Origin of the sequence: Pseudomonas mandelii (assembly GCF_002251635.1) — a bacterium.
In the GTDB taxonomy this organism is placed as follows: domain Bacteria; phylum Pseudomonadota; class Gammaproteobacteria; order Pseudomonadales; family Pseudomonadaceae; genus Aquipseudomonas; species Aquipseudomonas mandelii_B.
Genome location: NZ_NMOJ01000205.1, coordinates 1 through 24,951 on the forward strand (window position 1 = coordinate 1; position 24,951 = coordinate 24,951).

Sequence of the window (24,951 nt, forward strand, 5' to 3'; positions counted from 1 at the left end):
AGCNNTTCAAGGCGCCAAGCGCTCGCGGGCTATGCACGTTGCGTGCAATTACCGCCGGTGGGGAATTGCACCCCGCCCTGAGAACGTTTTGCCACCAGATTGTTTGGCGGCGAAGCGTTTTTAACACATATTTCCGAGCCGTGCATTGCTGCTATCTGATGATTGCTATCGACTTTTTCGCTCACTTGACGGGTCTTTTCATTCGCCTGGGGTTGATTAATCGTTGTCATGACCTCAGTAATTCCTACCTGAAAGGGATTTTCCCCTGCTTACCGAGGCCCGATTCATGAGCGTTATCGATCTACGCAGCGACACCGTCACCCAACCGACCGCCGGGATGCTCGACGCGATGGCCACTGCGGCCACCGGTGACGACGTCTATGGCGAAGATCCGACGGTCAATCGTCTGGAAGCGGAACTGGCAAAACGGTTGGGTTTTGCCGCTGCGTTGTTCGTGCCGACGGGCACCATGAGCAACTTGCTGGGCCTGATGGCTCATTGCGAACGGGGTGACGAGTACATCGTCGGCCAGCAAGCGCACACGTATAAGTACGAAGGCGGCGGCGCGGCCGTCCTCGGTTCGATCCAGCCGCAGCCACTGGAAGTGCAGGCCGACGGCTCGCTGGACCTGACGCACGTCGCGGCGGCGATCAAGCCCGATGACTTCCATTTCGCCCGCACCCGGTTGCTGGCCCTGGAAAACACCATGCAGGGCAAAGTCCTGCCGCTGGAGTATCTCGCCCGGGCGCGCAGCTTTACCCGTGAACATGGGTTGCAGCTGCACCTGGACGGCGCCCGGCTCTACAACGCGGCCGTCAAGTTGGGTGTTGATGCTCGTGAGATCACACAGCACTTCGATTCGGTCTCGGTCTGCCTGTCCAAAGGCCTGGGCGCGCCGATTGGGTCGGTGTTGTGCGGCTCGGCGGAGTTGATCGGCAAGGCGCGTCGCCTGCGCAAGATGGTCGGTGGTGGCATGCGCCAGGCCGGTCTTTTGGCGGCGGCGGGGCTCTATGCGCTGGATAACAACGTTCAGCGTCTGGCCGACGATCACGCCAACGCGCAATTTCTGGCTGACGGACTGCAAAAGGCCGGTTACGAAGTCGAACCGGTGCAGACCAACATGGTTTACGTGAACATGGGCGACAAGGCCGAGGCGATCAAGGCCTTTGCCGCCGAGCGTGGCATTAAGCTGAGCGCTGCCGGACGCCTGCGAATGGTCACGCACATGGACGTCAGTCGCGCTCAAATCGAGCAAGTTGTGGCGACATTCGTCGACTTTTCTCGCAACTGATCGCCTTGGCGGTCCAATTGACCGTTTCTATCGTATAAACACGCTGTACCCCGCGCGCTGGGCCGATATAATGCGGCCCTTTGCCGTCGCTCCGTCTGATGATGTTGCGCACTGGCCTTTGGCCGCAGACTCCGTGGAAGAACCTAATGAAAAGCGCAGAAATCCGTGAAGCCTTCCTTCGCTTCTTCGAAGAGCAAGGTCACACCCGTGTAGCCTCCAGCTCCTTGATCCCAGGCAACGACCCAACCCTGCTGTTCACTAACGCGGGGATGAACCAGTTCAAGGACTGCTTCCTGGGCCAGGAAAAGCGCGCTTATACCCGCGCGNCNNCCAGCCAGAAGTGCGTACGCGCCGGCGGCAAGAACAGTGACCTGGAAAACGTCGGCTACACCGCTCGCCACCACACTTTTTTCGAGATGCTGGGTAACTTCAGCTTCGGCGACTACTTCAAGCGCGACGCGATCACCTACGCCTGGAACTTCCTGACCTCCGAGCAGTGGCTGAACCTGCCGAAGGAAAAGCTCTGGGTTACCGTCTACGCCAGCGATGACGAGGCCTATGACATCTGGACCAAAGAAGTCGGCGTCCCGGCCGAGCGCATGNTCCGCATCGGCGATAACAAGGGCGCGCCCTACGCTTCCGATAACTTCTGGACCATGGGCGATACCGGCCCGTGCGGCCCCTGCACCGAAATTTTCTACGATCACGGCGCCGACATCTGGGGCGGCCCACCCGGCTCGCCGGAAGAAGATGGCGACCGTTACATTGAAATCTGGAACAACGTGTTCATGCAGTTCAACCGCACCGCCGATGGCGTGTTGCATCCGCTGCCGGCGCCGTCGGTCGACACCGGCATGGGCCTGGAGCGGATCAGTGCGGTGATGCAGCACGTTCANTCCAACTATGAAATCGACCTGTTCCAGAGCCTGCTGAGCGCATCGGCCAAGGCGATCGGCTGCACCAACGACGCTCAGGCCTCCCTGAAAGTCGTGGCTGACCACATTCGTTCGTGCGGTTTCCTGATTGCCGACGGCGTGCTGCCGTCCAACGAAGGCCGTGGTTATGTGCTGCGTCGGATCATCCGTCGAGCCTGCCGTCACGGCAACAAACTGGGTGCCAAGGGCAGCTTCTTCTACCAGATCGTTGCGGCCCTGGTTGCCGAGATGGGCGAAGCCTTCCCTGAGCTGAAATCCCAGCAGGCGCACATCGAACGCGTCCTGAAAGCCGAAGAAGAGCAGTTCGCCAAGACCCTGGAGCAGGGCCTGAAGATTCTGGAGCAGGACCTGGCCGAGCTCAAAGGCACCGTGGTGCCGGGCGACGTGGTGTTCAAGCTGTATGACACCTATGGTTTCCCGATGGACCTGACCGGCGACATCGCTCGCGAGCGCAGCTTGACCATCGACGAAGCAGGCTTCGAACGCGAAATGGAAGCCCAGCGCGTCCGTGCCCGTTCCGCCAGTTCCTTCGGCATGGACTACAACAGCCTGGTCAAGGTTGATGTGGCCACCGAATTCACCGGTTACAAAGCCACCAGTGGTTCGGCGAAGGTCGTCGCTCTCTATAAAGATGGCCAGTCCGTGGACATCTTGAGTGAAGGACAGGAAGGCGTGGTCGTGCTGAACCAGACCCCGTTCTACGCTGAGTCCGGCGGCCAGATCGGCGACTGCGGCTACCTTCAGGCGGGCAGCAGCCGCTTTGACGTGCGCGACACCACCAAGACCGGCGGCGCGTTCCTGCACCACGGTGTGCTGGCATCGGGCAGCCTGATCGTTGGCGCACCGGTGGAAACCCACGTTGAAGCCGACGTGCGTCACGCCACTTCGCTGAACCACTCGGCCACTCACTTGCTGCATGCGGCGTTGCGCAAAGTGCTGGGCGATCACGTTCAGCAGAAAGGCTCGTTGGTCGACAGTCAGCGCCTGCGCTTTGACTTCAGCCACTTCGAAGCCATCAAGCCTGAGCAACTGAAGGCTCTGGAAGACATCGTCAACGCNGAGATTCGCAAAAACNCCGCCGTTGAAACCGAAGAAACCGATATCGAGACCGCCAAGAAAAAAGGCGCCATGGCGCTGTTTGGTGAGAAGTACGGCGACGAAGTACGCGTACTGAGCATGGGCGGTGATTTTTCCGTCGAGCTGTGCGGTGGCATCCACGCCAACCGTACCGGCGACATCGGTCTGCTGAAAATCATCAGCGAAGGCGGTGTGGCGTCCGGTGTACGTCGTATTGAAGCGGTGACCGGCGCTGCGGCCCTGGCCTACCTCAATGCGGCTGAAGAACAACTCAAGGAAGCGGCCGGCCTGGTCAAGGGCAGCCGCGACAACCTGATCGACAAGCTGTCGGCCGTTCTGGAGCGCAACCGTGCGCTGGAGAAACAGCTGGAGCAGTTGCAGGCCAAGGCGGCCAGTGCGGCGGGCGACGATTTGTCGGCTTCTGCCCTGGACGTCAAGGGTGTGAAAGTTTTGGCGGTGCGCCTGGACGGTCAGGATGGCAAGGCGCTGTTGGCCTTGGTCGATCAGTTGAAGAACAAGCTCGGCCGCGCAGTGATCCTGCTCGGCGGTGTCCATGAGGAAAAGGTCGTTCTGGTTGCCGGTGTAACCAAGGACCTGACTGGCCAACTCAAGGCCGGTGATTTGATGAAGCAAGCCGCCGCGGCAGTGGGCGGGAAGGGCGGTGGTCGTCCGGACATGGCGCAAGGCGGTGGTGTAGACGCTGGCGCACTGGACGCGGCACTGGCCCTGACTGTTCCATTTGTAGAGCAGGGTTTATAAGGCAGGGTGTCCGGCCTGCAGTCTAGTGGCGGGCCGGAACGCTGTTTGAGTGATTATTTGGGCGCCCTTCATGGGCAGAGGCGGCTTTGAAATGGCTTTGATCGTACAGAAATTTGGAGGCACCTCGGTCGGCTCTGTCGAAAGAATCGAGCAGGTCGCCGACAAGGTTAAGAAATTCCGCGATGCCGGCGACGACCTGGTGGTGGTGCTGTCGGCCATGAGCGGCGAGACCAATCGCCTGATCGATCTGGCCAAGCAAATCAGTGGCGACGGCCAACCGGTTCCGCGTGAGCTGGATGTGATCGTTTCCACGGGCGAGCAGGTGACGATTGCACTGTTGGCCATGGCGCTGATCAAGCGCGGCGTGCCTGCGGTGTCGTACACCGGCAACCAGGTGCGGATTCTGACGGACAGCGCGCACAATAAAGCGCGTATCTTGCAGATTGATGACCAGAAGATTCGCGGTGATCTGAAGGCAGGTCGTGTGGTGGTTGTCGCCGGNTTCCAGGGTGTGGATGAGCAGGGCAACATCACCACCCTCGGTCGTGGCGGTTCGGACACTACCGGCGTGGCGCTGGCAGCAGCCCTCAAGGCTGATGAGTGCCAGATCTATACCGATGTGGACGGCGTGTACACCACCGACCCGCGTGTGGTGTCCGTGGCCCAGCGTCTGGACAAGATCACCTTTGAAGAGATGCTGGAAATGGCCAGCCTCGGTTCCAAGGTGTTGCAGATCCGCGCGGTGGAATTCGCCGGCAAGTACAACGTTCCGCTGCGCGTATTGCACAGCTTCAAAGAGGGTCCGGGCACCCTCATTACTATTGATGAAGAGGAATCCATGGAACAGCCGATCATTTCCGGCATCGCTTTCAATCGCGATGAAGCCAAGCTGACGATCCGTGGCGTGCCAGACACCCCGGGCGTGGCCTTCAAGATTCTCGGGCCTATCAGCGACGCGAATGTTGAAGTCGACATGATCGTGCAGAACGTTTCGCACGATAACACCACCGATTTCACCTTCACCGTGCACCGCAATGACTTCCAGGCCGCACAAACCGTGCTGGAAAACACCGCTCGCGAGATCGGTGCCCGAGAAGTGGTGGGTGACATCAAGATCGCCAAGGTCTCGATCGTCGGCGTCGGCATGCGTTCTCACGCAGGCGTGGCCAGCCGCATGTTCGAATCCCTGGCCAAGGAAAGCATCAACATCCAGATGATCTCCACGTCGGAAATCAAAGTCTCGGTGGTGATCGAAGAGAAGTACCTGGAATTGGCTGTGCGCGCTCTGCACACGGCTTTCGAACTGGACGCACCGGCCCGAACGGGCGAGTGATGCGTTTGCCAAAGGGCGCGGTCTGACCGCGCCCTTTGTCTTTTTTGAATAGCGCGACCCAAGAACTGTTCTTTTGCTCGCGCTGGTCAATACTCAGGCATGTAGGGCTGCGATCGTTTCCGGTTGTAGGTCGAGNGCCTTTTTTTTGCAGACTGTTGTTCCTGAACTGAAATGCGTGAGGAGAAAGGTATGCTGATTCTGACTCGTCGGTGCGCAGAAAGCCTGATTATCGGTGATGGCGAAATCACCGTGACCGTGCTCGGCGTCAAAGGCAATCAAGTACGTATCGGGGTTAACGCTCCGAAAGAGGTAGCTGTCCACCGCGAGGAAATCTACCTGCGGATCAAGAAAGAGAAGGACGAAGAACCAAGCCTTTAATTTTTATCGTTTTTTATGTTTGCAAACGGGGATGAACGTGGTTAATATACGCCCCGTGTTGCGGAGAGCTGGCCGAGTGGCCGAAGGCGCTCCCCTGCTAAGGGAGTACACCTCAAAAGGGTGTCGGGGGTTCGAATCCCCCGTTCTCCGCCATTATTTGCTTAGTACGTTGCAATCTGGTTTTTTCGGTAAGTTGTTGAAATTACTCGAAAAAATAGCTTTACATAGAGATTGAACGGCCTATAATGCGCGGCAACAAATGCACTCGTAGCTCAGCTGGATAGAGTACTCGGCTACGAACCGAGCGGTCACAGGTTCGAATCCTGTCGAGTGCACCATTTAAGAGTCAGTTGCAGTAATGCAGGTGATTCGGCTTCAACCAGTTGTGATCTGGTCTAAAAACACAATCTGCACTCGTAGCTCAGCTGGATAGAGTACTCGGCTACGAACCGAGCGGTCACAGGTTCGAATCCTGTCGAGTGCACCATACAACAAAAAGCCCGCGTTTAACGCGGGCTTTTTGCCGTCCGGGATTTGGCATTTCCCTTGGTACATCCTTTCTCGTCGAACTCCACGTGTGCGCTGCGACCTCGCTTGATGTCGTAGCGGTAGCTCGTTGCGGAATTCCTGATACTTATCTTGTCCGGCTTGCCCAGGGCGCTCTCGACGTCCTGTTGTGTCATGCCCGCGACTATCCGTTGATTGATGATTGCTTCGCGACGCTCCTTGGCGGTCATCAGGTTTCCGCACTTGTCCTCAGGCTGGCCGACAACGGTTGGCTCCTTCCTTCCGGTTTTCGTCGTGGGTGTCCCCCGAGCGTCAGCCTCCGGCATGAGCGCTATCGCGTTGCCAGGCGTGAAAGTGCGCACATCTTGTAGAGAGAGGCTTTCACCGTCCGCGCAACTCAAAGTCGTGAAGGTGAGGCGACCGTCGGGTGCTTCGCAACGGTGAAGGGTGGTTGCCTGCAACCGGGGTGAAAGGCAGAGCAGGGCAAGCAGTAAAAAATAAAAGGTAATCGATGGCATTAAACGTCCTCCATGACGGTCCATGTCAGGGTAGCCGCTACATTTTTCGACGTGGGTGTGTTTTCTTTTCAGAATGAGTCGTCGCACTTGGAGAGATCAGGACTGCACTCAGCTTTGTCTTGCAACCGCTTGTTTCAGCCATGATTTTTTAACGTTTAAAACCGTCGGGCGGTGTATCATTGCGCCCGTCAGCCCCGCCGGGGCTTGTGGAATACCTCCATGGACTTACCCAGTAGTTACTCAGTACCCCGCTTTACCAATCATGAATTGACTGATTGATCCTTCCGGCGTGCCCCGCTGCTGGGAGTGGAGTTCGCCTATGACCGAAGTAGAAGTAAAGAAAACACAAGACAGCCTGCAGGATCGCCTGGCTCAAGTCATCGAGCTGCTGCAGCGCCAGCGCGTGGTCGAAGACCTNACTCATCGCCAGGAAGGTCCGCACCACGACCGCGTTGAAAACCTGGTTCACCGGCAAAACCTCGTCGAGCTGCAACGCAAGCTCGATGACCTGCACTCTGCCGACGTCGCCTATATCCTTGAAGCGTTGCCACTGGGTGATCGACTGACCCTCTGGCAGTTGGTCAAGGCTGACCGTGACGGCGACATCCTCCTCGAAGTATCCGACTCGGTCCGTGAAACCCTGATCGCCGACATGGACGATCATGAGCTCCTGGCTGCGGCCAGGGACATGGACGCCGACGAACTTGCTGACCTTGCTTCCGAGCTGCCGCGAGACGTCGTCCACGAGTTGATGGAAACCCTCGATGGTCAACAGCGTGAGCGCGTGCGCTCTGCGCTGTCCTATGACGAGGACCAGGTCGGTGCGCTGATGGACTTCGAGATGGTCACCATCCGCGAAGACGTCAGTCTGGAAGTCGTTTTGCGTTACCTGCGGCGTCTCAAGGAGTTGCCGGGCCACACCGACAAACTGTTTGTGGTCGACTACGATGGCGTGCTCAAGGGCGTGCTGCCGATCAAGCGTTTGCTGGTCAACGATCCGGAAAAACAAGTTGCGGATTTGATGGCCAGCGATACGGTGAGTTTTCACCCGGATGAAGACGCCTACGAGGCCGCGCAGGCGTTTGAGCGCTATGACTTGATCTCGGCCCCTGTGGTCGACAAAAACGGTAAGCTGATAGGCCGTTTGACCATCGATGAAATGGTCGACCTGATTCGTGAAGAGAGTGAAACCGAAGTCCTCAACATGGCGGGTTTGCGTGAAGAGGAAGATATTTTTGCATCGGTCTGGCGTTCCCTGCATAACCGTTGGGCCTGGCTGGCGATCAACCTGATCACGGCCTTCATCGCCTCGCGCGTGATCGGGCTGTTCGAAGGCTCTATCGAGAAGCTGGTGGCCCTGGCGGCATTGATGCCGATNGTGGCCGGTATTGGCGGCAACTCCGGTAATCAGACCATCACCATGATCGTGCGCGCGATGGCGCTGGACCAGGTGAGCACCGGCAATACCTCGCGATTGATGCGCAAGGAGCTGGCCGTCGGTTTGATCAATGGCCTGGTCTGGGGTGGCGTGATTGGCGTCGTGGCCTATCTGCTTTATGGCAGTTGGTCCCTCGGCGTGGTAATGACCGCCGCCATGACGCTTAACTTGTTGCTGGCGGCGTTGATGGGGGTCTTGATCCCGATGACCCTGGCGCGGCTTGGGCGCGACCCTGCGATGGGGGCGAGTGTGATGATCACCGCCATGACTGACAGCGGCGGGTTTTTCATCTTCCTCGGGCTGGCGACGATTTTCCTGCTCTGACTTGCCTGCTTTAAGAAACCCGCCAAATCGGCGGGTTTTTTATGGCCGAATTTCAGGCAAAAAAAAGCCAGCGATTATGCTGGCTTGGCTTTCGGGTCGAATCAGGAAGCGTCTGCGGCCATTTCGGCGTCATGGGCAATCAGCGAAACAAGAGCATTTTGCTGACGGTGGGAGAGTTGGCGGAAGCGTTGCAGCAATTCACGTTCGTGCAGTGACAGCTCTGGGCTGTCCAGGCGCATGCTCAACTCTTCGCCCAACGCACCTTCCTGAATAAGGCTCTGTTCCAGGCGCGCGATGATTTCGGAGTTCATGCTGCGGTGATGATTGCGAGCCACCTCGGCAATGCGTTCCCGCATTCCGTCTGGCAGACGTACGACGAACTTGTCAGCCGTACGGCTGGAATAAATTGCCTGTTTCAATGGGCGCATATATTTAACCGGTTAGTTCAGGGGAGCGGTTTTTGGAATTGGCCGCAAGATGACTGATAGGACAAGCTCTCTGGCCAAATGTTCAACCTGAATTGATAGAGGCTCGCATCATGCCTCAAAGCAGCCAGATCATTGGCGTCAATTCTGTGACAAATATTGAGCTGGGTAAAGGCGTTATGCCAGCACCCTTATCAAAAATGTGGACTGGTTAGAAAACTTTGGCCCATGCCCGTATCGCTGACCGCGTCCTTTACCTCGTCAGGTGATGCCCGAAGACGCCTGAAGGTGCATGCTACGCGGATTCGATCCTTGGTCCTTGCCTTATACAGGATAGTGGCAAATGGCCGATTTACTAGTGGCAGATCCGCATTGGGGGGTGATTCAGGATGGATGGCAGGTTGATTTACTTGATGGGGCCTTCCGGATCCGGCAAGGACAGCCTCATCGAAGCGGCTCGGAGACCTTTACGCTCGATAAACGGCGAAGTGGTACGGCGGGTCATTACGCGTTCGGCTGAATCCGTAGGCGAAGACGCCATCGGAATCTCTCGCAAGGCGTTCGCGCAACGCCGCGCCAACGGTGACTTCGCGCTGTCTTGGCATGCCAATGGCCTGGATTACGGCATTCCGGTCCAGATCGACCATTGGCTGAGGGACGGCTGTCTTGTGTTGGTCAACGGCTCTCGCGGCCACCTGGCCGAAGCGCTACAACGCTATCCCACGCTGCTGCCGGTGCTGTTGACGGTCAAGGATGAGGTGTTGCGCGAGCGCCTGATGAGGCGTGGTCGTGAAAGTACTGAGGAAATTGAAGCGAGATTGCGCCGCAACGGGCTGTTTGCGGCGCAGGATTCTCTCGGTGACGCGAAGATCTATCGACTCGACAACTCTGGCGAGCTTGCCGACACTGTCGCCAATCTTCTGAAATTGCTGAACATCAGCGCAAAACCGGATCGAACTTGATTTTGCGCCCGACAATCAGCGCCAGCACGAACAACGCGCCGAATACGCCGCAGGCAATCAGGGGCAGGGTGGCGAGCGCATCCGGAACCCATGACAAATGAAGAACGCCGCTCAGTAAGGCGAGGATCAAACATCCTGCGGCTGATTTGGACATGCTGTGCTCCTGATAGGGTGATTCAAAATACCAAGCGTTCTGAAGACTGAGACACCAGCGGATAAGTGTGCTGGCTCACATCCTGGCCAACAAAGCCGCGCTGATCGTTCATGACCGCCAATTGCGGGGCTTTTTGCAGCTGGAGGTAATGGGGCATCCGTTGCGCAACCTGCACAGCGCCGTTCTCCTCGGGGGCAAAGTGGACACCCAGCAGGACGGTGAGGGCGATCGCATTCGAGAGTAAAAGGACGCTGTTCATGAGGCTGACCTCGGTTGTTCGTAAGAACAGCTAAAGCAGCCCGCGTGCCAAGAGTCTAACGGGTATTAAATCCTTTAAAAACAAAGAATTAACTTATTGCTCAAAGAGGTCGTCGTTGCAAATTGCAATGATGGCATTTTGAGAGGATGCAATTTGCACGGTAAATTAAGCCACGATGAAAAAGGGCTGCTGCCTACACTTAAAAAGCCCTACGGACGACATGACAAAAGCAGGCCTGCCCGTTAACATGCACGCCGTCCCTCGCACCGCATTCCTCGCGGGCGATCTGTGTCNCAGTAGCTCAATTGGATAGAGCATCCCCCTCCTAAGGGGAAGGTTGGCCGTTCGAACCGGCCCTGGGACACCAGATTCGTGGCCCGTATAAAAAGCCTCGCACATAAAGCCCCGCACAGATTGCCAGCAGGGTGGCAGCAGCAGGCAAAAAGAAGCCCCGCCGGGCTATGCTCAGGCGGGGCTTTTTATTGCCGGTTTTCGACCCTTACGAAGGGTTGTATCGGCAGTGCTTAACCTCCCGTTTCGGTATGACAGGCGCGCTGCTTTGAATTTGGGCTTCTCAATCACCAGTGGCCAGTTTCCAGCCAGCGTTCGATGCTTTCTCGCATAGGCCCGGCATCGGCCCAGGCGGTGGCGTCTAAACGCTTGATCTGTCCCACCTTTTGCTCGAAGGTCCGCCAGTGCATGCCCTTCGGCTTTAGAATGTCTTCGGCAGGACAGGTTAGGAAACCTTCTGGGCAACCTAGGGCGCTGCGCAGCTTCCACGAATGATCTGCGGCACGGTCGCGCTTGTTGGCCTGCTGGCTCTCGTAGTTGAGGCGCAGACAGTGACGGCAGGCGAACACGCGGCTCAGGTACAGCATGGCGGCTCGCCCGCCACAACAGGGACACAGGAACCACGCTCGATTGCCCCCTAAGTGGCAGGGTGTCCAGGTGATCGGGACGGGATAATCCTTCGACTCAGATTCACCATTTGTTGTCACTCGATACCGCAAGCGCAGACGGGTCAGGCTTTCGACGTCGATGCCGATTGTCCCGACCAATTCGCCACTGCGCTTCCACACCCAGTTGCAGGCAAAGCCAGCGCGCAGCAGCCCGGCACGGTGTAGTGCAGATTTTACGTAGCAACGCAGTCTTCAAGACTGTGCCCGCTTTTTTTCAGCCTGAGGCGTTTTCTACCTGTCACGACTGACCGGCTGGGTCGTCAGCTAACCTCTGTGACCGGCAACTATCGGCCGAGGCTGTGTAAAAACGTTTTTGAGCGCGACAGGTACTCAAAACCGGACTGAAATTCGCGCTNCTACGCGAAATCCACATCTGCTGACGTGCCGATAAATTTCAGATTTAACGTAGACGCGCATACTTCAATTTTGGCGAAGCGTTTTTACACACTCTGGGCCGGTTGCTGCCGTTCGCGACCGGCAACTCTTGGCCAACATCGACCTTTCACCGCCATAAATGAATGACCCAATACAGTCCTGTTTTTTCATGTCTTTCACCCCGCGACTTTCAGCAGGGCATGTGAATTAGACGCCCTCGGACACTAACCCAGTAAAGCCACTAGATGGGGATTTGGAGTCTTATATTGCTGGCTGGAAGCGAATGACTTTACATACCGCACTTCAGGATTTGCTAGAGCAGTCTATTGATGGTATCAAGTTGCCATCTTTGAAGCTTCCGTGAATACTGAAAATTAGAGTTGGCGATCCTCTCTCCGGTCCCAACCAATTGAACGAGAAGGTCTCAATCGGCAAACCAGCATGAAGTCGGATTAACTTGGATTCGAGCCTTTAGAGCTGAGGGTAGGAACGGATGCCATTAACGCTTACGCCAATAATCCACGCGTCGCTCTGTCATGGAGCTCGCTGGGTAATAACTGATGAGGACGAGCTGGCGCGAATGGTGGGGCGCATAGCCCTCGGACAGTCGCGTCATGTAGCGGCAATACTTGCCTGCATCGATAAAAAAGCCCCTAGTACCCGCGCCGACACAGCTAAGGGTGCAATAACGCTGCTTTCAGTACCAGATGGTGCGGAACCATATCATCGAGATGGATGGGTCTTCCAAGCAATTTCCTGGATCGCTGCTCATCGGAGCTCGTTGGGCGCGATCGTTAGAGCTCCCCACAACATCGTCGCTCATAAGGGCTTTGACGGCATACAACTCAAGCTAGATGTAGCAAACGAAAATGTAATTGCAGTAGTCATTTTCGAAGACAAAGCCACGGAGCTCCAGAGGAAGACCGTCAGAGAGGATGTTTGGCCAGGCATTCGGGCACTGGAGGAAGGCCAGAGGATGCCTGAGCTAATTCAAGAAACCGGCGGGATTCTTGAGGCGCACATGAACCGTTTTCCAGATTTGGATATAGATGCGGCGGTCGAAGCAATAGTTTGGGAGCAGGCTCGACACTACCGCGTAGCCATGACCGCCGAAGCTGCTCACGACAAAGACAAGCGTCGTGCTTCTCTGTTCAAGGGTTTCGATACAGTCGCTCCCGGAGATGTTACGCGTAGACAGGCAGAAACCATCTATATTCCGGATTTGCGTAATTGGATGAGTCAGTTTTCGGCGAACGCCATCAAGCAGATTGAGGCATGGAGAGACGATGTTTGATCCGGTTACAGTCGGTTTGATTAATGCAGCGCCTCCTCTTCAATCGCTTAGTTTGGAAGAGCTACCACAGCAGTTCACAAATGCTTTCGCTGAGATTGTTGCCGCGCGTGTCAGATTGCGGGGGGCTATCGATACTGAGGGACGTAGTAAGGTGCTGGAAGAACTCCTTGAACAAATGGGTCGATTGGCGGCCACTCAGGAGCTTTTGGTCGCAACTTCTCCCGAGCGTTCGGACCGCATAGCCGCAGCATTTGTCGCTGGAACGGCACACCAGCTTTGTCTCATGGCACAAACTGTGGCTGAGGATATCGGAAAGCGAGGGTCTTATATTGGCGCCGCTCATGTGGCACCTGAGATATCTAGCACCTTGCTTTTCTTAATTGCGGACTCACAAAGCGACGCCGCCGAGATGGCGAAACGACTGACGCCCCTGAGTGGTGGGCGCTCTTCGGAAAGTCAACTAATCAGAGCCATTGGGGATCTGGCTACCGGCCGTCTTGAGGTTCCTTTCCCAGTAGATGAAGCGCTTCCTTATGATCTCCCCGTCGACACAAGTGGACCAGGGCGTGCGGTTGATGCGCTGTTTAGGCGGCTACATGAAGGCGTTCTGGAGTTAATGCGTGAGCTGCTCTCCCGCCCCGGGGCTTCTGTGTCGCGCGAGCTCCTCTCAGCGAAAGAAATTTTCTCTGAGGTCATAACTTTGTGCGTTGCCACCATCGAAGACGTTTTCGATGCTGATGGGCCTCGTGCAGTTAGTATTTTTCCTGGCCCCTTGCACCTCGCGAAGCTTCTATACGCCGTAGCGAGTGATCTCGCCTCTTCCAGTTTGTGCCGCGTGAATGCCCCTGCTGGTGTCGATGAGAATCAATGGTGGGGAGTAATCCGTAGAGCCGCCGGTAAGCGTCCGTATTTGTGGCGTAACCATCGTACTGCGCTCAATCAGGGATTTCTCACAAGGGGGATTTCTGCCACCGTTAGCTTCCCTACCGGTGGTGGAAAGTCGACCCTCGCGGAGCTAAAGATCGCTGCGACATTACTGCAAGGTCGTAAAGTAGTAGTTTTGGCACCGACTCTGGCGCTTGTCGATCAAACGGCTTTCACCCTTCAGAATGCATTTAGTGGCTTCAGCGTATTTGGTGACCTCGACGAGGAAATCTCTTTCGCTGTAGAGGCGGAGCTGCCAGAGATTATCGTAACCACCCCTGAACGATGTCTCATGCTGCAATCTTTGCAACCGGACTCGTTCAATGATGTTGGGTTGGTAGTATTCGACGAGTGCCATCTGTTGCACCCAAGAGAGGCGGACCGTAGCCGTCGCAGCATCGACTCAATGCTATGCATCCTTAATCTCACGTATTTAGCACCGGAGGCAGATCTTCTTTTGATATCAGCGATGATGCAGAACGCTGAAGAGATATCAGGATGGATTGCGGAGCTAATAGGTAGACCCTGTCTGGCACTTGATTTGGCTTGGAAGCCAACAAGGCAAGCACGTGGATGTGTAGCCTACAGTGCTGACCGTATATCAGAGCTTGAAACATTACTCCGTAAGGAACTTGCAAGCTCAACCACACAGGGGGTCCCGGCAAAGCTCAAGACCAAGCTAAATGCGCCACCATTCGCCTTTTTCTGTTTAAGACAGACTTGGGCCACACGGAATCGAGATGACTATGCCCTAATGGCGTTGCTCGACAAGCCGGTTGCGTTCGGAACCGGAGCGGTTAAAAAACCCAAAAAATGGTATCTCACTCCAAATGGGAACCAAGTCGCTGGAGCTATCGCCGCTGCCGCAGCAGAGGTAGGTCTGAAAACACTGACGTTTGTACAAAGCACGGTTATGGCAGAGTCTTCGGTTCGCCATTTTCGAGAACTATTGCCTACACGACGAACCTCACTCACTGACGAAGAGCAATCCTGGCGAAAGCTTGCAGAGGAGGAGCTTGGGGGAGCGCAATATTGTTACTTACAACTCGATTCTTCTGGTTGCGTTGAAGGTGGCGCTGCCAGTCACCACTCACAGTTGATCAAATACGAGCGACTGCTTCATGAGTCGTTGTTCAAGCGTCGCGACGGTATAAACGCGCTTTTCGCAACTTCTACACTCGCCCAAGGAATGAATCTACCTAGTGACATCGTTCTCATTGCTGGGGACAGCAGGTGGGACGTGGCAGGCGACAAGATGAAGCAACTCGACGCTCATGAACTGCTGAACGCGGCGGGGAGGGCGGGTCGGGCCGGTGAGGGAGGCCAAGGTTTCGTTCTAGTCATACCTAGCAAAATCATCAACCTAGACGATAAAAATAACAGCATCGCCAAGCATTGGATGACTTTGCAGGGGATTTTCTCCCAGTCTGACCAATGCTTGAAGATTGATGACCCTCTCACGAGTCTTCTGGACCGTATTCATTCTGGTGCTTTTGGGGGGAACGAAGACTACCTTCTTGCACGCCTACCAGTCGGCGACAAGGAAGCGCCAGACGATTTGGCAAGGTCGATGATCGGAAGATCCTTTGCTGCGTTTCGTATGCGGCGGGAGAAGAACCTAGAGTGGATCGAAAGTCGAATCGAATCAGCTCTTGGACGGCGCACCGAATTGACACCCACCCAAGAATTTAATTGGCTGGAGAGAGTGGCTTCATCATCGGGGCTTCCGTATGAGATCGTGGTTAGTTTAGAAAAATTGATCGGAACGGGTGCTTTCGCTGGAAACTCTTTGGATTGCATACAAGTGTTGTTCGACTGGATAGAAACTCAGCCTGAGTGGCTCCTCCAGTTGATTCGGCCGACTGATGTCGAAGGGTTGTTTGGAAATGACTATCGCGCACTCGAGAGCGATACTGCTAAAGCGAAGATGGCTCTCCCAGTGATAAAATTGCTCCTAAAAGCATGGATGGATGGAAAGCCACTTTGCGACCTAGAGCGTGCAATAGGGACTGCGGAAAAAAATATCAAAACCTGTGAGACTGCTCGCCATTTCTCCGTGCGCTTGGCAGCTGACCTTGCCTTTGTCGCAGGGCTTCCGGCCCGAATCCTTGCCGCTAAAGCAGTCGCTGCTGGTGAACCCCCATTAATTTCGACGACGTTGCTTACCTTAAGCGGAGTCGTTCGAAAGGGGTGCGCTAGTCCAGAACATCTTGCGAATGCGGTTTACCTCAAAGGAATTTCGCGGCCTAGCGCTCGTGCCCAATTCGTAAGGATTCAGCCTTACTTAGCTCCTAGCAACGGATATGAGAGTTTCGATGAGTTGTCAGCGCGGGTACGACAAGCCAGTGTGATGGCTGCTTTCGGAGGGCCAACGAAGAATATATAGCGGCTGAATGGCTACTTTATAGCTACTGAATCGGCCTAAAATTCGAAAACAGCATTACAGTCTGCTTCTGGCAGGTAGCGGTCTCTTGCGAACGTCCGCTTTTGGCCGCTTTCTGCCTGTCACGAAGGCCAGCAGTCGACGCATAGCGGAGTCTTTGCCAACCAACCCGGCAGCGAGATTAGGCGCCGCCGGGGAGTTTCGAAGCTTGGTCCCTGATCCTTTCGAGGGTCTCGTTGACGTGCTTCGGATATTCGCCGCTGAAATACTCAAAGGTGAGCGGGTTGGCAGTGTAGAAGTGACAGCATAAATCGACCCAGTCTTTCGTCTTCAGCGGGCCATTTATCTTGAAGAGCTTGTTTGATCTGGCCTTGATGTGCGCAGGGTTCTTCATCGTCATGTTGAAGTCGGAATCGCGCCGCTGGAAATATTCATCTTCCGTGAAAAGCTGGATCGCGCCGTCGAAGTGCCTGAAACAGTTGGTCGCGAGGTCGAACTCAGCGTGCAGGTAGCGGGCGGGGAAGTAGTGCTGCCCTTCAACCTCGATCCGAATGTCCTCCGTCTTCATTTCCAAGGCCTGAAACGACTTGATGCCATTCAACTCGCTCCATTTGATGTCGAGACAGTACGCGCTGGCAAAGAAGAAAGAGATGTGTCGAGGTTCGAGATCCAGGGGCGGGCGCAGCTTGGCGATTCCGGTTTTGATGTTTCGTATATCCTCGTCGAAGGGAGCACCGTACCAGGTGTCGGCCTCGAAATAGCCAAGCCCGTCGACATCGATCCGGACCCGGTCTTCGTCGAGGGCAATGTATTTTTCTATGCCGGAACTGTCGAAACGCCAAAACAGATCTATAAATCTCGGGGCCCAGTTATTAACTGGGTGCATTCCTCGTCGGTAACAGGAGTGGGCCATCAGAATAAATTCGGGGCCGGCAAAGCATCCTTCGTAATGGGGGCTGGGAGGGAATCGGTATGCGATCTCGTTGAACGGCAGCAGTCCATCGCGCTCGGCCTTGATTGGTCCCAATAGCGTTCTTGCGATGCCTGGCGCCTTGGCAACGATGCCGATGGTTTGGATGTACTCGAAGGACTCCGTGCCGAGGATCACGCCTTTGGATGCGGCTAGATCGGTGAACTTCGCAATTAGGTCAGTTGCGTCGGCAAGCCGTTTGCGGGCCTGTTTTTCGATGTCCGCTAAGTAACGGGCCATTATTTCTTCGTATTCTTGGTCAGCCATCGCTATTTCCGAGCAGATGATAGGGCGCATCCAATATACATTCGCAATACTTATGAATGGACGATTATCCCCGTAGAGCCAGTTCGGAAGCGCGGCGTCCAAGTCCTGGAGTGACCGCCACTGGCCAGCAGCATCTCTCGTCGAACGTCCACTATTGGCCGGTTGCTGCCTGTCGCGAAGGGCGGCAGCTGGTCGCTCTCTAGTTTTTGGTAAAAAGCTGGTCCGTCCAATCGGCCATGCCACAGACTGGCCGCCTGGTGATGATCCACGCGCGTACTGATAACAAACTATGAAACCTTCTCACCCATTAGCGGCTCCGAAATCATCGCTTACTTTGTAGCGACTGCTGAAAACAGCTCAATGGTTCTGGATTCGAACCATGCCGAAAAGCCGTTTTTATTGATGCTTTCAGGCGCTAGCTAAGTCCCTGATCCTGAGGACTGTTGTGGTTGAGCAGTTGGCGTGCCGGGCTGTTGCACGGATGCCAAGGCCTGCACCGAGCAGTTCCGTAACGCGCTTGTGCAGATCTTCATCAATCGGACGGCCCTGATACTTGCCGGCAGCTTTGGCCTTCTCGATACCTTGGGCCTGACGCTCGCGGCGTTGTTCGTAATCCTTGCGCGCAATGGCTGCCATCATTTCCACCAGCATCGAGTTGATAGCGCCAAGCATCCTTCCTGTGAACTCGTCGCCCTTCGTGTCCTGCATTCCCTGGTGGCTGGTCGGAAGATCAAGCGCGACGATGCGCAGGCCCTTGGAATCAATCGTTGCCTTGAGCTTCTGCCAATCCTCCACTGGCAAGCGGGAAAGCCGGTCTATCGACTCCACCAGCAGCACGTCACCCTTGCGCGCATCTTTGAGCAGGCGTAGCAACTCGGGCCGGTCTGCGGAGGCGCCGCTGGCATTCTCCAGATACACGCTCGCGATGACCTTGTTATGGTCGCTGGCGAATTGTTCAAGCGAGGCCTGGGCGCGGCTGGCGTCTTGCTCTTCGGTTGATGCTCGGAGGTATGCGCGGATGAACATGATGTGCCTTCCGTATCAGTTAGGGTGTTCTACTAATACTGTTGCACTATGAGTGTTACTTATCAAGCGGGAATGGAAAATAAATTTGAATGTGAGCGTATCAGCTAAGGCATACCTATAACTGCCGTAGTCGCAAAATGGCGTCTGTGATGTCTTGAGCATTCGCGTCCAGTGTTTCCATGAAGGCTTGAACTTGTCTACTAAGACGCTTGCGGTGCATCGAGCTTATTTAGCCGCAGTGCAAGGTGACCTGCCTACCGCGCAAAGTAGAGCAGCCGAAGTAGCCAAGCACTTTACGGATGAGGCACGCACAAGGTTTCTCGAGAAGCTCGCAGCGTTCGCAGCGGGCGCGCCGGCAGGTAACGGGAATGGTGCCCGAGCGAGCTTATAGTTATTGATGCAACAGCTTGGCGACGTCAGGGTGCCCTTAGATCGTCCGCATGAGTCAAAGTGGTCGGATGCGTTCGACCGCTTTTGGCCGTTTTCTGCGGTTCACGACCGGCAGCTTTTGGCCAGAAGCTGCCATTTGCTTAGGAATGCCATACAGCGAAGCAGGTGATCAGGGTCTTCGCTGAATGAGCCGGAGCTCAGGGGGACTTTTCAGTGGCTACTGTGCAGCGAATGAAGCTCTTGTTTCGATTGCCGCAAGTGCTTTGCGAGCACTCCCTGAGAGGTCTACTTGATCTACAAAAGTACGAAGCAGCGGCAAGTCTTCTGTCCCCCCGTAAGAACCAATCATGCAGATCGCAAATCGCTCGGCATCGCTACGCCCGAAGAAGTGAGGGCCAGAAAAGTATCCTTCCATAGGGCCTTCTCGCTGTAGGGCTGCGCGAGCAAGCATGACCATACGGGCGGGAAAGGCTGTAACCAGCAACGTGCCGCGCGGGTCATGGCCGATGATCGACCGGGAGATCTCGCACAGCACGCCAATTGCGCGCGATGGATCTACGGACAGAGCCTCGAGCGCAGCCACCACTTGTGGTTCCGCCTCTGCTGCTTCGCAGGTACGCCGTTGCAACCAGTAGTAGATCATCCCGCATGCGGACATCGCATCTTCACGGGGTCCGAGCCCCATCGGACACGACTCTACCGGTAGATCTGATTGAAGTTTCCCCAAGGCCATCAGTGCGAAAATATAGATTTCAACCGCGTTCTGTCGTACCGGAGTGGTCGGATCTGGCAAGCGTGCCCAGCGTAAGATCGCCGGAACCGCGAGGGCATCACCTTCACCGGCGAGCTTGTCCAGTAGCGACCCTACAAAGAAGCTGTACTCGGAAGCTCCCATGCAGGCCAATCGCATCAGTGTCAGTTGCTGCTCCTTTGAAAGGTCGTCGACAACGTTGATGTACGCTGAGTCGAAGGGGTGATCGAACTGGCCACTGTAGATCTCCCAAGCGATTTCCACCGCACCTTCGGCACCAGGAGAGCTGAGGACTTCGGTAACTTGTAGTCGAACATGGGCCTCGTGCTCACTGATCTCTTCATCCATTGCGCCCAGGCCGCTGAGGGCTTCGAAAGCAGTGCCTGCAAGAACGGGATCTAGCGTTGGAAGCAAACTTTCGAGCACCTTCGATAGCTTTTCTCGCAGGGCTATATCATCCCGCGGAAGAAAGCGCACAAAATGCATGAGATCTAGTTGAACGTGATATGGCAGATACTTCCAGCGCTCGATTTCGAACAGCGGCAGCGTTTGGTCAACCGCCAGTTTCAGAATGTCACGCTCCAGCCTGTAGGCCTCACGCGACAATGCCAGCGCAAAGTAGATTTGCCCCGGCGTAGCCACGTTTAGCCATATGTATCGAAGGCTCGCTTGTAGTTCCGCCTGCTGCGAAAAGGGCTCTACACCACCACTGTGGAGAATTGACATGACAAGCGAAATTCCAAGGTCGCCCTGATCAAATACGTAGGCAATAGCAAATAAACTGGTTCTTAGCTTCACAAAACCCTTTTCAATTGCCTCACCTCGAAGTCGCGCTCGCTCTCCGTCCAGCTTCTGATCAAGCAATCGGAGGATATCCAGCAACTCCCGTGAGTACTGATCGAGAGCCAATGCGGCGGGCAAAGCAGACAGCATCGCTCGTTCATGCTCGGTCCAGGCGATGCAACTGGTGGGGTCAACGCCAATCCTCCAGAGCTTGTCAGGAGCAATGAAGAAACGGACCGTTTCGACCTCACTCCGCAGTTTGCGCATTACGGTGTTTAATCCTTGGGTCACGAACCATTTAGCGTCGTTGCCACATTCTCCCTTCATGCTCGCCTTCAGCAATTGCGCGTCCGTAGTCGCGCTTATTAAGCGGGCGAGCAACTCCCGATCCTCGATAGCGCCAGCCACAAATGCTCGCAGCTCACCGAACCGTGGCAACGCAAATGCCCGAGTCAATGTGTCGAAGTCCGAATTAGCGTGCCGCACTATAGACTCGGCCGCGAATGCATTCAGGTACATTTCATGGATGAAACTAAGGCGCTCTCCTCGCAAGATCAGCAGTCGCGCCTGGAGAACCTCTTGGAGCACCTCAAGTCCGAGCCGCTCCCTAACCAGGATACGGTCAACCTCGCGCGTGGATAAGCTGAAAGTCATGCGTTCGAACAGGAGTTCCGCAACGCAACACAAGAGCGTCACGCCCTCGCTCGCGCTAGCACCGAGGCGACGTCGGACAAAGCCGTCAAACAACGCTGATCTGCTCGCAACTCTGTTAACTTCACGCCCCATTTGACCAACGAGGCTAGCTTCAATACCGGAAGCAATTGTTTGCAGTAGAGGAGCGAGCAATTCAGCAGAGGCGGCATCAAGGGACGCTATTTTGACCTTGAGATCATGGCTCGGAGCTGAAACGGTAACCTTTCGAAGCGGAAGCAAATCAGGCCTGTCGATCTCAATTTGCGAACTCACGACAATCGCTGCGTCATACATGATCGAAGCCGCGCGGAGCGCCCGGGTCAGCTTAAACCTCAAGCCTCTAGGGCATTCGTTGTAGCCATCCACGATTATGGCGATCGGTCGCGATAGCGTACGAACTGCAGCCAATAGCTTCTTGGTTGATGGTACGTCCAGCAACGCTGCTTCACGGTCCAGCGCCAGGCCCAGTTGGCCCTCGAATAGCTTTCCCTCCACGATGATCGGTATCACATCTTTGGCGCACAACTGGTTTCCCAGCACCACCGACAGCAATGACTTACCGCAGCCTGAAGGCCCTTGGATTAGGAGGTCCGTACGAGTCTCCTGCAGCAGATGTTCGAGGAATGGCAAATCTACGAGCTCTCCGTCGACATCGTAAATATCCGCCTTGTACTCGGCTTCTGCAGGAGCATACGTAGCGTTGAAGGCGGCGATATACCGCGCAAGTGTTCGCTGCGCATCTAGAGAGCGAGGGTCCAAAGCGCTGGCAAGATCGAATACCTGTTCAAGTCTGTGCCGTACCGCAAATGCGCGCCATTGTTCGGTAGTGCAACGGAGCTCAGAACGTCCGGCTAGTTGTGTAGCGAGCCCGTTTATCCCTCCATAGGTGACTTTGAAGTCAAACGACAACTGTGAGCCTGTAGCTAGCTCGGGGACGAATACCACATGGGCATCTGGATACCCTTCAACCTCACCTAAGAAATCGCGGAGAGCGTCGCGAAGAGCGTTCTTTTCGCCAATGGCTTGGGAGTAGGCATTACCCGTAGTTCTTGAACGCCCCGAGCGGGTATATACGGTCCACGGGCCATTTGTCGTCCCGCTGAGCGGCATCGTACTGGCTTTAGCTTCAAGGACCAGAGTTAGACGATCCGTCCCGACCACTATGTCTAGCTGCCGCCCTTTAAGGTTTATGTTGACCATAACCGTGGCTGTCTCGCCGGACATCTCGAGCAATCGCAACAGCTCAAGGAGTACAGTCCGCTCCGACTCATGCTCAATCGGAGAGCCTATAAACACAGCGATATGATTAGGGATCATGGGGTGAGCCGAAATATTTTAGGAGTGGTCCGTCCGGCTAGCATAGCTGTAAACCAAACCGGGAAATCCAGAGACCACCGGATAGATGCCCCCACACTGGGGAAATACCTCGAAATCGAGGGCTTTCGAACCACAGAGAAATCCTCAATGGTTTGCGGCTAGGGCATAGTGAGGGAAAACTACTTTGCTCACGAAGGCTCGAATTTTTGCCATCAACCTCTTTTTGATGTCTTTTTTAGCCTGCTTTCAGGCCGTCTATTCAGGAATCAAAAGCTCGTTGTACTTCTTGGGTATCAATGCAATTTCTCCCCAAGCGAGGTGCTCAGCCCCGATACCACCACCATTTCTGGTGATTACTCCGTAGAACATGACGATCCTGCCTACAGATGCGTCATTAATATTTTTGGCTTGGCAAAAACCATCTGGCATTTTCACCGTAAAGTCACCTGCACCTTGGCCGCAACGCAAACGGGTCATGCGGATGGATGTGTTAAAGCGTCCAGCATTCCAGCTGCGGAGGATTTTTCCATAATAGAGTTTGGGCTTCTGGGGCTTATCGAGCACGCTTCGATCAAGGTCTGCAACATCTGTGAGAAGTTCTGCGAGCTTCACCGCATGTATCGCGCCCGGTAGAAAAAAATATTTGTCTTTGTTTTTTTCAAAGTTGCGGCACATACCAGCGACAGTCGTTATTTTGCTAGGAAGCTCGAAAGATTCGCCCTGGTGTCTGCCAATAGGGACTTCCGATATTGGACCATCCATATCCTCAACCGGGGTCTCGTCGTACTCTCCACTCGGCTCGAGATCGATCTCGGGCCGCTCCTGCAGGAACTCTTTTACAATGGCCAGATGTTCGTGCTCGATCGCCCTTTTCGCCTCCTCCCATGAGTCGTAGCGCTTGCCGATAGGCTTCTTGGCTCTCAGCACGCATGCTACATGACTCCATCGCTGCAGATGGCGGTAGAAAGGGTCACGCTGGTTCGTAAACAAGTCTTTCTCTTTGGGGGTGCGTTCGACGTTGGTGAAGCATCCGGGGCAATACAAGGCTCCTCTCATATCCTCCTCATACTCATCCGGTGTCACACGCCTGCTTGCCTTCAAGGCCTCCCGATTGCCGCCCTCAACTGTCCATCCCGGTAGGTGGTGTGCATAAGCAATCTTCCGTTTGTTCGCCATCGCTCATTCATCCATGTGTGAATGATTTCAAATAGCCATACCAAGCAAGGCAAATCAAGTCAAAATGCGGCGACTGCTACTTTAGTTTACTGAGCTACGTCGAACGCCACTGGCGTGATTGCGAGCTGAAGTTGGTGAGCTGGAATCTATTCTTGTCATAACGGAAGGGGCTGCAAATGCTCACCCACTGGATATTCGTAATGTTCATCGGCGGCCAGCCTGTCATAACGGAGCAAAAGGCTTCTGAGGCTGATTGCAATCTGACGTTGGTGCGTGTTGTAACGCTGGCTCGGGCTCATGGGAAGGACGCGATCGGTGCTTGTTATCTTCGTGCAACGTCAGATGCTTGATCCCCTGGGGGCATAGTGAGACCAAATAGTCTCATTGAGATCAAAACTTCACATATCTCGATATTCCACTGGGAGCAGTCGCGGGCTGTTATTGGATCTTGTTTGGTTGACGACTACAGAGGTCCGCTATTGGTTTCGGTCTGCTGCTCGCGCACAATGACGTTTTGCCTATGGAAGGGGAGTAAGGTTAATGATACTGACACCAGAGCAGGAGGCATTTGCGCTTGGTCTTATTGACGGTGCTTTGAGCGTATTTGAGAACGCTGATCGGCTATTCTATGAGGCTGGTATATTGGCTGATGTCGAAGCGTTTCCTAGAGCATATCTGTTACACCAAATATCCCTTGAAGAATGCGGAAAAGTCGAAATATTAGGTGCCGCAGTCGTCTCTTGTTTAATTGGAGTAGAGGTGGATGTGAAAACTCTTTCCAAGGTTTTTAGGCGACACGAAAGTAAGAATAAAATGAATGCGTACTTTCTTCCTCGTTCGGAGGAGGAAGTGTTAGCAGAGAAGAATAATGATCTCCCGGCAGCGGTCAGCGCGTTTAAAGCTGTTCAAGAAGAATTTCATCAGGAGTCAAATCGTCTAAAGAACTCTTCTTTGTATGTTGATTTTGATGGTGGGTTCACATCTCCTCAGGATGTAATATCTAAAGCTGATTACGAGAAAATTCGTGATCAAAACGCTGAATTTATGGGGCTTAACAACCTCAAGGTACAAATGCTATCAAGGTGGAAAAATAATCTAGCTTCGGCTGCTGGTGAAGTCCAACAGCTTTATGCGTTGCTTGAGGAAGAGCGGCACAGTGAAAATCCTTTGGCTGAAGTGCTTAACGCATTGCGGGAAAAATTAAAAGGCCGTCATACATCTTGGAGTTAAAAAATTATAAAACATCATCACCACTTGCCGCTCGCATCTCTTGCAACATCCGA

Annotated in this window: 19 protein-coding genes and 4 tRNA genes; 13 read left to right on the forward strand and 10 right to left on the reverse strand. The window is 54.8% G+C overall.

The genetic code is table 11. The features are described from left to right. Positions 1-29 precede the first annotated feature (29 nt). Positions 30-230: a hypothetical protein gene (locus B7L09_RS31755; RefSeq protein ID WP_141213504.1), complete on the reverse strand. Its 201-nt coding sequence runs from the start codon at positions 228-230 to the stop codon at positions 30-32. 56 nt (positions 231-286) lie between these two features. Here B7L09_RS31755 and ltaE point away from each other — a divergent pair, with 56 nt between their 5' ends. From ltaE to B7L09_RS25155, 7 genes are all read left to right on the forward strand, one after another. Then, entirely contained in the window at positions 287-1,291 is a 1,005-nt protein-coding gene (gene ltaE, locus B7L09_RS25125) for a low-specificity L-threonine aldolase (RefSeq protein WP_094471112.1), read from the forward strand. A 146-nt stretch (positions 1,292-1,437) separates the two neighbouring features. Beyond that, on the forward strand, positions 1,438-4,062 hold the full coding sequence (alaS, locus tag B7L09_RS25130; RefSeq protein WP_094471113.1) for an alanine--tRNA ligase: 2,625 nt from the start codon (positions 1,438-1,440) through the stop codon (positions 4,060-4,062). A gap of 91 nt (positions 4,063-4,153) precedes the next feature. After that, on the forward strand, positions 4,154-5,395 hold the full coding sequence (locus B7L09_RS25135; RefSeq protein ID WP_094471144.1) for an aspartate kinase: 1,242 nt from the start codon (positions 4,154-4,156) through the stop codon (positions 5,393-5,395). Between the two features lie 189 nt (positions 5,396-5,584). After that, positions 5,585-5,773: a carbon storage regulator CsrA gene (gene csrA, locus B7L09_RS25140; protein WP_003175645.1), complete on the forward strand. Its 189-nt coding sequence runs from the start codon at positions 5,585-5,587 to the stop codon at positions 5,771-5,773. Between the two features lie 62 nt (positions 5,774-5,835). After that, positions 5,836-5,926 (forward strand) — tRNA-Ser (locus B7L09_RS25145). Between the two features lie 108 nt (positions 5,927-6,034). Then, positions 6,035-6,111 (forward strand) — tRNA-Arg (locus B7L09_RS25150). 72 nt (positions 6,112-6,183) lie between these two features. Continuing rightward, positions 6,184-6,260, forward strand: a tRNA-Arg gene (locus B7L09_RS25155). 19 nt (positions 6,261-6,279) lie between these two features. On the opposite strand, the gene B7L09_RS25160 is transcribed toward B7L09_RS25155, so the two are convergent. Next, positions 6,280-6,798: a cell envelope protein SmpA gene (locus tag B7L09_RS25160; protein ID WP_094471114.1), complete on the reverse strand. Its 519-nt coding sequence runs from the start codon at positions 6,796-6,798 to the stop codon at positions 6,280-6,282. Between the two features lie 319 nt (positions 6,799-7,117). Between B7L09_RS25160 and mgtE the strand changes: the two genes are divergently transcribed. Beyond that, positions 7,118-8,560 carry a magnesium transporter gene (gene mgtE, locus B7L09_RS25165; protein WP_094471115.1) on the forward strand — a complete coding sequence of 481 codons (1,443 nt, stop codon included), beginning with the start codon at positions 7,118-7,120 and terminating at the stop codon, positions 8,558-8,560. A 101-nt stretch (positions 8,561-8,661) separates the two neighbouring features. Here the strand turns inward: mgtE and B7L09_RS25170 are convergent, their stop codons facing one another. Further along, on the reverse strand, positions 8,662-8,988 hold the full coding sequence (locus tag B7L09_RS25170) for an Arc family DNA-binding protein (protein WP_003178899.1): 327 nt from the start codon (positions 8,986-8,988) through the stop codon (positions 8,662-8,664). Positions 8,989-9,374: 386 nt separating this feature from the next. Between B7L09_RS25170 and phnN the strand changes: the two genes are divergently transcribed. Continuing rightward, the gene (gene phnN / locus B7L09_RS25175) at positions 9,375-9,947 is read left to right on the forward strand and encodes a phosphonate metabolism protein/1,5-bisphosphokinase (PRPP-forming) PhnN (protein ID WP_094471116.1); all 573 of its coding nucleotides are present in this window, start codon (positions 9,375-9,377) and stop codon (positions 9,945-9,947) included. Here phnN and B7L09_RS25180 read toward each other — a convergent pair. Further along, the gene (locus B7L09_RS25180; RefSeq protein WP_094471117.1) at positions 9,922-10,101 is read right to left on the reverse strand and encodes a PA3371 family protein; all 180 of its coding nucleotides are present in this window, start codon (positions 10,099-10,101) and stop codon (positions 9,922-9,924) included. The genes phnN and B7L09_RS25180 overlap by 26 nt on opposite strands. A gap of 22 nt (positions 10,102-10,123) precedes the next feature. Beyond that, entirely contained in the window at positions 10,124-10,360 is a 237-nt protein-coding gene (locus B7L09_RS25185; RefSeq protein WP_094471118.1) for a hypothetical protein, read from the reverse strand. 290 nt (positions 10,361-10,650) lie between these two features. On the opposite strand from B7L09_RS25185, the gene B7L09_RS25190 reads away from it, so the two are divergent. After that, positions 10,651-10,727: transfer RNA gene (locus B7L09_RS25190), tRNA-Arg, on the forward strand. A 211-nt stretch (positions 10,728-10,938) separates the two neighbouring features. Here B7L09_RS25190 and B7L09_RS25195 read toward each other — a convergent pair. Continuing rightward, positions 10,939-11,238, reverse strand: a complete 300-nt coding sequence (locus B7L09_RS25195; RefSeq protein ID WP_010457205.1) for a hypothetical protein — start codon at positions 11,236-11,238, stop codon at positions 10,939-10,941. A gap of 949 nt (positions 11,239-12,187) precedes the next feature. Between B7L09_RS25195 and B7L09_RS25200 the strand changes: the two genes are divergently transcribed. Together B7L09_RS25200 and B7L09_RS25205 are read left to right on the forward strand one after the other, a co-directional pair. After that, positions 12,188-12,988, forward strand: a complete 801-nt coding sequence (locus tag B7L09_RS25200; protein WP_042932637.1) for a hypothetical protein — start codon at positions 12,188-12,190, stop codon at positions 12,986-12,988. Further along, positions 12,981-16,298, forward strand: a complete 3,318-nt coding sequence (locus B7L09_RS25205; RefSeq protein WP_010457201.1) for a DEAD/DEAH box helicase — start codon at positions 12,981-12,983, stop codon at positions 16,296-16,298. The genes B7L09_RS25200 and B7L09_RS25205 overlap by 8 nt, the downstream gene beginning before the upstream one ends. A gap of 178 nt (positions 16,299-16,476) precedes the next feature. Here the strand turns inward: B7L09_RS25205 and B7L09_RS25210 are convergent, their stop codons facing one another. The 4 genes from B7L09_RS25210 to B7L09_RS25230 form a co-directional block, all read right to left on the reverse strand. After that, complete coding sequence (locus B7L09_RS25210; RefSeq protein ID WP_010457199.1) at positions 16,477-17,532, reverse strand: hypothetical protein; 1,056 nt, start codon at positions 17,530-17,532, stop codon at positions 16,477-16,479. Between the two features lie 408 nt (positions 17,533-17,940). Continuing rightward, complete coding sequence (locus B7L09_RS25215; protein WP_010457197.1) at positions 17,941-18,558, reverse strand: recombinase family protein; 618 nt, start codon at positions 18,556-18,558, stop codon at positions 17,941-17,943. Positions 18,559-19,165: 607 nt separating this feature from the next. Beyond that, positions 19,166-22,492 carry an NACHT domain-containing protein gene (locus tag B7L09_RS25225; RefSeq protein ID WP_010457195.1) on the reverse strand — a complete coding sequence of 1,109 codons (3,327 nt, stop codon included), beginning with the start codon at positions 22,490-22,492 and terminating at the stop codon, positions 19,166-19,168. A gap of 255 nt (positions 22,493-22,747) precedes the next feature. Continuing rightward, positions 22,748-23,668 (reverse strand): hypothetical protein, encoded by a 921-nt coding sequence (locus B7L09_RS25230; protein WP_010457193.1) that lies wholly within the window; start codon positions 23,666-23,668, stop codon positions 22,748-22,750. A gap of 540 nt (positions 23,669-24,208) precedes the next feature. Between B7L09_RS25230 and B7L09_RS25235 the strand changes: the two genes are divergently transcribed. Next, a complete protein-coding gene (locus B7L09_RS25235) occupies positions 24,209-24,898 on the forward strand; it encodes an AbiV family abortive infection protein (RefSeq protein WP_010457191.1) in 690 nt (229 codons plus the stop codon). Positions 24,899-24,951: the final 53 nt, after the last annotated feature.

Bases quoted from the DNA above. Each gene is read 5' to 3' on its own strand.
- B7L09_RS31755 (WP_141213504.1), bottom strand. From the start codon at position 230: ATGACAACGATTAATCAACCCCAGGCGAATGAAAAGACCCGTCAAGTG.
- ltaE (WP_094471112.1), top strand. From the start codon at position 287: ATGAGCGTTATCGATCTACGCAGCGACACCGTCACCCAACCGACCGCC.
- csrA (WP_003175645.1), top strand. From the start codon at position 5,585: ATGCTGATTCTGACTCGTCGGTGCGCAGAAAGCCTGATTATCGGTGAT.
- B7L09_RS25160 (WP_094471114.1), bottom strand. From the start codon at position 6,798: ATGCCATCGATTACCTTTTATTTTTTACTGCTTGCCCTGCTCTGCCTT.
- B7L09_RS25170 (WP_003178899.1), bottom strand. From the start codon at position 8,988: ATGCGCCCATTGAAACAGGCAATTTATTCCAGCCGTACGGCTGACAAG.
- phnN (WP_094471116.1), top strand. From the start codon at position 9,375: ATGGATGGCAGGTTGATTTACTTGATGGGGCCTTCCGGATCCGGCAAG.
- B7L09_RS25180 (WP_094471117.1), bottom strand. From the start codon at position 10,101: ATGTCCAAATCAGCCGCAGGATGTTTGATCCTCGCCTTACTGAGCGGC.
- B7L09_RS25185 (WP_094471118.1), bottom strand. From the start codon at position 10,360: ATGAACAGCGTCCTTTTACTCTCGAATGCGATCGCCCTCACCGTCCTG.
- B7L09_RS25195 (WP_010457205.1), bottom strand. From the start codon at position 11,238: ATGCTGTACCTGAGCCGCGTGTTCGCCTGCCGTCACTGTCTGCGCCTC.
- B7L09_RS25200 (WP_042932637.1), top strand. From the start codon at position 12,188: ATGCCATTAACGCTTACGCCAATAATCCACGCGTCGCTCTGTCATGGA.
- B7L09_RS25205 (WP_010457201.1), top strand. From the start codon at position 12,981: ATGTTTGATCCGGTTACAGTCGGTTTGATTAATGCAGCGCCTCCTCTT.
- B7L09_RS25210 (WP_010457199.1), bottom strand. From the start codon at position 17,532: ATGGCTGACCAAGAATACGAAGAAATAATGGCCCGTTACTTAGCGGAC.
- B7L09_RS25215 (WP_010457197.1), bottom strand. From the start codon at position 18,558: ATGTTCATCCGCGCATACCTCCGAGCATCAACCGAAGAGCAAGACGCC.
- B7L09_RS25225 (WP_010457195.1), bottom strand. From the start codon at position 22,492: ATGATCCCTAATCATATCGCTGTGTTTATAGGCTCTCCGATTGAGCAT.
- B7L09_RS25230 (WP_010457193.1), bottom strand. From the start codon at position 23,668: ATGGCGAACAAACGGAAGATTGCTTATGCACACCACCTACCGGGATGG.
- B7L09_RS25235 (WP_010457191.1), top strand. From the start codon at position 24,209: ATGATACTGACACCAGAGCAGGAGGCATTTGCGCTTGGTCTTATTGAC.